The 6678-nt window shown below is 73.4% G+C and carries 4 protein-coding genes; 1 reads left to right on the top strand and 3 read right to left on the bottom strand.

Going from position 1 to position 6678, the window contains the following annotated elements; all coding sequences use genetic code 11:
• Positions 1 to 6: 6 nt before the first annotated feature.
• Entirely contained in the window at positions 7 to 1800 is a 1794-nt protein-coding gene (locus tag ACFVUY_RS41325; protein ID WP_387737125.1) for an alpha/beta hydrolase, read from the top strand.
• 74 nt (positions 1801 to 1874) lie between these two features.
• On the opposite strand, the gene ACFVUY_RS41330 is transcribed toward ACFVUY_RS41325, so the two are convergent.
• The 3 genes from ACFVUY_RS41330 to ACFVUY_RS41340 all read right to left on the bottom strand — a co-directional run bounded on the left by ACFVUY_RS41330 (position 1875) and on the right by ACFVUY_RS41340 (position 6525).
• Entirely contained in the window at positions 1875 to 2408 is a 534-nt protein-coding gene (locus ACFVUY_RS41330) for a hypothetical protein (protein ID WP_387737126.1), read from the bottom strand.
• A 227-nt stretch (positions 2409 to 2635) separates the two neighbouring features.
• Positions 2636 to 5317, bottom strand: a complete 2682-nt coding sequence (locus ACFVUY_RS41335; RefSeq protein ID WP_387737127.1) for a condensation domain-containing protein — start codon at positions 5315 to 5317, stop codon at positions 2636 to 2638.
• On the bottom strand, positions 5314 to 6525 hold the full coding sequence (locus ACFVUY_RS41340; RefSeq protein ID WP_387737128.1) for a hypothetical protein: 1212 nt from the start codon (positions 6523 to 6525) through the stop codon (positions 5314 to 5316). Before ACFVUY_RS41340 ends, ACFVUY_RS41335 begins: the two co-directional genes overlap by 4 nt.
• Positions 6526 to 6678 lie beyond the last annotated feature (153 nt).

A 6678-nucleotide genomic window follows, 5' to 3' on the forward strand; every position in this document is an offset into this window, starting at 1 on the left:
CGGGTGATGTCGGATCCGCTGGTGCTGGTGCTGGTGCTGGTGCTGGTGCTGGTGCTGGTGCTGGTGCTGGTGCCGGTGCCGGTGCCGGTGACCGCGACCGTATCCGCGGCCGCGGATGGTCCTGAAGTAGCAGATCCGGAGGGGTACTTCGGCGGGGGAGGCCGGTACCGGCGGTGGACGCGCCCGGCCGTCGCGGGCGCCTACGGTCGCCCCGACGGCCCGCCGAGGCACCCCAGGAGAGACACCGTGATCCGCGCCGCCAAGACGGCCGCCGCTGTGGCGGCGCTGGCCATGACCCTCCTCACCGCGTCGGCCGCACCGGCACTCGGCGCCACTGCGCCGGCCGCCACCGCCGACCCGCTCGCCGCGCTGCGCGGCCAGCAGCCGCTCTGGCACCCCTGCGCGAGCGGCCCGGACGACGCCGCCGGCGCCGACCTGGACGCCGCCGGCGCCCGCTGCACCGAGGTCACCGTCCCCCTCGACTACCACCGCCCCGACGGACGGACGCTCAGCATCGCCCTCTCCCGGCTGCCCGCCACCGACCCCGCCCACCGGCTGGGCACCCTGTTCTACAACCCCGGCGGCCCCGGCGTCCCCGCCCGCGGGCTCGCCCTCGCCCTGCGGCAGGCCGCCCCCGCCCTCGGCGCCCGCTACGACATCGTCGGCATGGACCCGCGCTTCGTCGGCGCCAGCACCCCCCTCGACTGCGGCTGGCCGACGGCCGGCCCCGGCGCGGCCGGCCCCGACCGGCTGGGCTTCGACCGGGCCGCCGAGCTCGCCAAGGACCTCGCGGCCCGCTGCGCCCCGTACCGCGCCCTGCTGCCGCACGCCTCCACCCGCAACACCGCCCGGGACCTGGACCTGGTGCGCGCCGTCCTCGGCGAGCCGACGATCGCCTACCTTGGCTCGTCCTACGGGAGCTACCTCGGCGAGGTCTACCTCCAACTGTTCCCCGACCGGGTGGGGCGGGCGGTGCTCGACGCCGCCATGGACCCGGACCGCTTCGGTCCCGACCTGACCGCCACCCAGGGCCCCGCGATGGGGGCCGCGCTCACCGCCTGGGCCGCCTGGGCGGCCGGCCACGACGACCGCCACCACCTGGGCGCGACCACCGCCGAGGTGCTGGCCTCGGTCGAGCGGGTGCGCCTGGCCGCCGAACGCGCCCCGCTGGCGGTCGGCACCCACCGGGTCGACGCCCGGGCGCTGCCGCAGGTGCTGTGGACGGTGTCGGCCGGCGACGACGACGCTGCCTACGAGGAGTTCTCCGCCCTGGCGCGCGTGCTGCTCGACGCCGCCGAGGGCCGGCCGGCCCGGCCGACCGCGCTGCTGGAGGCGGTGCTGACCGGCCTGGCGTCCCCCGACACGGGAGGCTACGCCGCCGCGCAGACCGCGATCATGTGCGCGGACCGCGCCGCCTCGCGCGACCCGCTCGCCTACTACCGCGACATCCAGGCCCACCGCGCCGACGAGCCGCTGTTCGGCCCGCTCACCCGCAACCTCACCCCCTGCACCTTCTGGCCCGCCGAGCCCGCGGAACCGCCCACCCGGGTGCGCAACGCCGTCCCGGTCCTGCTGGTCGGCGCCGACGGCGACCCGGCCGCCACCTACCCCGGCCAGCTCTCCGCCCACCGCGCCCTGACCGGCTCCCGGCTCGTGACCCTGCGCGGGGCCTTCCGCCACACCGTCTACGCGGGCCTGTTCGCCCCCCGCGACACCTGCGTGGACGCCGCCGTCGACCGCTACCTCCTCGACGGCGTCCTCCCCGCCCACGACGCCGACTGCCCGTCACCCCGCCCGTAGGAAGAACCGGCGGGCGGACCCGGAAGGGTCCGCCCGGCCGGCTCCGCGTGGGCCGGTGCCGCCCGCCCCTCCCGCTACCGGGCCGGGGCTCCGGAGACGACGCCGGGGGCATTCGACCCGCGTACCTTGACCTTGGTCCTGGTCAGCCGCGCGAGCGCGGCCGTGACGTCGGCGGCCTGAGCGTCGGTGAAGGCCGTCTTGAGGATGGTCGCGGCCACGGGCGCTCCGCCCGGCCTCTTCACCAGGATCGACCAGGCCAGGGGAGTGTCCGTGGCTCGGGTGACCGACGTCCACGGGAACCTCAGTTCCCCGGACGCCGTACGGATGACGGCCTCCTGATCGGTCAACGCGACCGATGTGGGACCCGCCTGGCGCTGGGCGGCACGAGAAGCGACCTTCTTGGCGACCACGGTGATGTTCTGGACCTGGAGCAGGCAGGCGATGAGCGCGGCGATCGCGAAGAGGACACCGCCCGCTGCGAGGCAGAGCAGTGAGAGCAGCAACCAGGCGCCGGCGACCGCCCAGCGCACTGCCGGTGCGGGAAGGTTGGCTCTCACCGCGGTGGCGAGCTCCTCAGGTGCTGCGTCGTACTCCACCTGGACGTTCACGTTCGTTCCTTTGTTTGCGAGGGCACATCATGGCCGGGACACCGCGCCCGGCACAAACGCGATGCGCCGGCCCCCGATGGGACGCATACGACCAGCGCCAGGCCGGCTCCGAAACGGCTCTCACCAGGGCCTTCGCGCACTGGGTCCACCTCGGGGTCCCGCTGCGGACCGCGGCAGCGCCCTGTGCCGCGCCGGACGGCGGCCGGCAGCCGCGCGGCTCATCGGATCTACGCCGACCGAGTCCGCCGGCCCGGGGAGTCCACCTTCAGGCCTAGCTGTTCGAGGGCGTCGAGTACCTCGATGAGGCCCGTCCGGTCGTCCTGGCCGCGGCGCATGGTGGTCAGGACGGTCGCGGCGGTACCGGACTCCTCGACGCTCTGCCACAGTGCCGGGGCGAGCACCGGGTGAGCGCTGACCTCGACCAGTACGTCATGGCCCGTCAGCAGCTCGGCGGTGGAGTCGGCCAGCAGGACGGGCTGCCGCAGGTTCTGGGCGAAGTAGCCCGCGGTGGCCTGCTGCCAGTCGAGCGCCTGCCCCGTGACCGAGGAGATCATCGGGATCCGGCCGGGCCTGGGGGTGAGCTCGCCCACGGCCCGTTCGAGGTCCGCCAGGATCGGATCGATCGCCGGGCTGTGGGCCGGCAGGTCGACTCGGACCATCGCGCACAGCACGTCCGCGGCCTGGAGCTCGGCGACGACGGCCTCCAGCTCGGACCGGTCACCGGCCAGCACGGTGGTCCGCGGGCCGTTCCGCGCGGCGACGGACACGCGCCCCTCAAGCCCTCGCAGGTGCTTCGAGAGGTCGACGGCCGAGAGTTCCACCACGGCCATGCCGCTGTGGGGGCCGGCCACGCGGCGTTGCTGATCGCTGTAGTGGTGGACGAGCCGGACCGCGTCCGGCAGGTCGAGGATGCCCGCGATGACGCCGGCGGCGATCTCGCCGACGCTGTGACCCGTGACAGCGGCCGGCCGGACGCCCGCCTCCTCCAGCCAGCGGGCGATGCCCACTTGGACGGCGAAGACGATGGGTTGCATGACGCCGACGTCGTTCGTCCTGGCTTCGGGTTCGTCGAGGAAGAGCTCGTGGACGAGGGACCAGCCGGTGTGCCGGGCCAGCTCGCCGTCGCACTCCTCCAGGGCCGAGCGGAAGGCGGGTTCGGTGCGGAACAGGGTCCGCCCCATGCCGACCCACTGCTGGCCGTAGGGGGAGCAGACGAAGGCGATCCGGGGGCCGTCCGCGGCGGCGAGCTCCGGCCCGGCGGACGGGCCGCCGGTCGGCTCATGGACGGCTGCCCCGCCGAGTTCGCTCAGCCGCAGACCCGGAGCGGCGGCCACGGCGTCGAGCAGCTCGGTGAACTCCCGGGCCAGCCGCTCGGCCTCCGCGGGGACGAACAGGTCGAGGGCGTAGGTGAGGCTGCCGTCGATGCCGTCCGGTCTCCGCTGTTCGGTGAAGCCCTCGAACAGCTCGAAGCGGAGGTCGAAGCGGGTGATCCCCTCCGTCACCGGCTCGGTCCGGACCTCCAGGCCGGGAAGGCGGAGTTCGGCGCTCGCGTTGTTCTGGAACGCGAGCATCACCTGGATGAGCGGGTGCCACGCGGGGGAGCGCGGCGGGTTGATGGTCTGGACCACGTGGTCGAACGGCACCTCCTGGTGGGCGAAGGCCGCCAGGTCCGTGCTGCGCACCCGGAACAGCAGCTCCCGGAAGGTCGGGTCGCCGTCGGTCCTGGTGCGCAGCACCAGCGTATTGACGAAGAATCCGATCAGGTCGTCGAGGCCCTCGTCGGCGCGCCCGGCGGTGGGGATGCCGATGGCGATGTCGGTGCCGGCTCCGCGCCTGGTGAGCAGGGTCGCGAGGGCGGCCTGCACGACCATGAAGACGCTGGTGCCGGTCTCCCGCGCCAGCTGGTGCAGTGCCCGGTGGGTCGCCCGCGTGACGTGGAAGGGGACTCGGCCGCCCCGGTGCGAGGGGGTGTCCGGACGCGGGGCCGCCACGTCGATCCGCAGGCGGTCGGGCATTCCCGCCAACTCGCCCTCCCAGAAGGAGAGCTGGCGATTGGCCAGGCTGTTGGGGTCCTCCGGGGAGCCCAGGAGATCGTCCTGCCAGAGCGTGTAGTCGACGTACTGGACCGGTAGTTCGGGCCGGGCCGGCTCCTGCCCGAGGCGGCGAGCGGCGTATGCGAGTGCCAGATCGCGGTTCAGGGGGAGCAGTGACCATCCGTCGCAGGCGATGTGGTGAATGGTCAGGAGCAGGACGTGTTCGTCCGCGGAGAGCCGGAACAGCTGGGCCCGCAGTGCCGTCTCGGCGGTGAGGTCGAAGGCGTGAGCGGCCGCAGCGCTCAGCGCTTCGGACAGGCCTGCCTCGGTGACGCCGTCGACCGGCAGCTCGACCGGAGCCTCGTCCGGGTCCAGGACGACCTGCTGGGGCCGGCCGTCCCAGTCGGGGTAGGCGGTGCGCAGACTCTCGTGCCAGGTGACCAGGTCGTCGAGGGCGAGTCGCAGGGCGGACAGGTCGAGGTCGCCGCGCAGCCGGTAGGCCATCGGCATGTTGTAGTGTCCGGCCGCGCCGTGCAGGCGGTTCAGGAACCAGAGGCGCCGCTGGGTCTGCGAGAGCGGGATCTCCGCCGGACGGCCCCGGGGGCGCAGTGGCGGGCGCCGGCTGCCGGAGCCCTGCTCCAGGTGCTCGGCGAGTTGGGCGACGGTCGGGGCCTCGAAGATCGTCCGGACCGGGACCTCCACGTCCAGGGCGGCCCGGATGCGACTGGCGAGCCGGGTGGCCAGCAGGGAGTGGCCGCCCGACTCGAAGAAGGAGTCGTCGATGGTGATCCGGTCGAGCCCGAGCACCTGGGCGAACACCGCGCAGAGGATCTCCTCCCGTTGGCCTCGCGGGGCGCGGCCCTTCCTCTCGCTCATGGTCGGCTCCCGCCGACGGCGGCGCGGACCCGGGCGGGCCACGCCGCGGTGTCGAGGCCGTACTGGCAGAGGAAGGCGTAGACGAGCCGCTCCAGGCCGAATCCGACACAGCCGCTCCGGGCCGGGCCGTTCGCACCGTGGTCGATGCCGAAAGCCTTGCCGAAGAGGTCGTCGTGGAAGTTGAAGGAGCCGACGGCGATCGTCTTCCCGGGCGCGACGTGGAGCCGCAGCTCGTACTTGAGCTCCATCAGCCGCTGGGACCAGATCCGCTCGGAGGTGTCCGCGCCGCAGAAGAACGGATCGTTGCCCACCTCGCAGAAGCCGCTCAGGCCGAGCTCCTCGACGAAGGCGAAGACCTTCCGCATGAAGCGCTCACGGGAGTCCAGTACGTCTTCCCGGGAGCCCAGGAAGACCATCTCCCGGATGGTGAAGTCCCAGAGCCGCTCCAGGCTGGTGGCGTATGCCGCCTCGAAGCGGAACGACTTGCCGCGCGAGGTGACCACGTGGAGCCGGCCCGTCTCCAGTGTGCGGCCGCTGTACTGGCTGAAGGTGTGGTAGCACATCGTGGGCGGCAGGCAGTAGTCGACGTTGCCGCAGGAGTCCAGCACCGCGGAGTCGATGCCGGTGACGGCCTGCCGCTCCTGGAAGGCGCGGTAGACGTCCAGGTCGTTGCGCAGCCTGGTGACGAACATCAGGTGCTGCGGGAAGGCCTTGAAGTAGCCCGCCGTCTCCAGCGCCTTCGTTCTGATCAGAGTCGGGTAACGGTACTCCCGGACTTCGTGGTCCTCGGCCAGCAGGTCGCAGACGGCCCGGTCGAAGTAGGCGAGGAGGGAGAGCAGCGGCTCGCCGACGGCGACCTGACCCTCACCGACCTCAGTCACCGCGCCGGTCCCGGAGAGGAGTTCGAAGACATCCTGGTGCGGGGTGCGCTGGTGCGGCGAGGTCCAGACGGCCTTGGCCGGCGTCACCCACTGCCTCCGGACGTCGTTGTCCACCATGGAGTTGACCTTCTCGGTCAGGACGTCGTGCGGGAGCGGTTGCTCGGAGCGGAGTGTCACGGAGCGCACCTCGCCGCCCTCCACGGGCACCACGAAGCCGGTGATCTCGGGCGACACGAAGAGGAGTCGGCGCTCGATCTCGGCGGCCAGCGCTTCGGGGATCGGGCTGCGAAGGTCGATCCGGGTGAGGACCTCGTCGGGGTGCGTCATCGTGGTTCTTTCCTCGCCGATGGGAGAACGGTCGAACGGGGCCGGCGCGCGGCGGCGGGGGCCCCGCCCCGCCCCCCGGGGGGGCCCGGGGGGTGCGATGCCCCCGCCTGGGGGTCGCCCCCCGCCGGGGGCGGCCGGGCGCCCCCCCCCCCC

It is taken from the genome of Kitasatospora sp. NPDC058063, assembly GCF_042885395.1.
GTDB lineage: Bacteria > Actinomycetota > Actinomycetes > Streptomycetales > Streptomycetaceae > Kitasatospora > Kitasatospora lactacystinica.

Bases quoted from the DNA above. Each gene is read 5' to 3' on its own strand.
- ACFVUY_RS41325 (WP_387737125.1), top strand. From the start codon at position 7: ATGTCGGATCCGCTGGTGCTGGTGCTGGTGCTGGTGCTGGTGCTGGTG.
- ACFVUY_RS41335 (WP_387737127.1), bottom strand. From the start codon at position 5,317: ATGAGCGAGAGGAAGGGCCGCGCCCCGCGAGGCCAACGGGAGGAGATC.
- ACFVUY_RS41340 (WP_387737128.1), bottom strand. From the start codon at position 6,525: ATGACGCACCCCGACGAGGTCCTCACCCGGATCGACCTTCGCAGCCCG.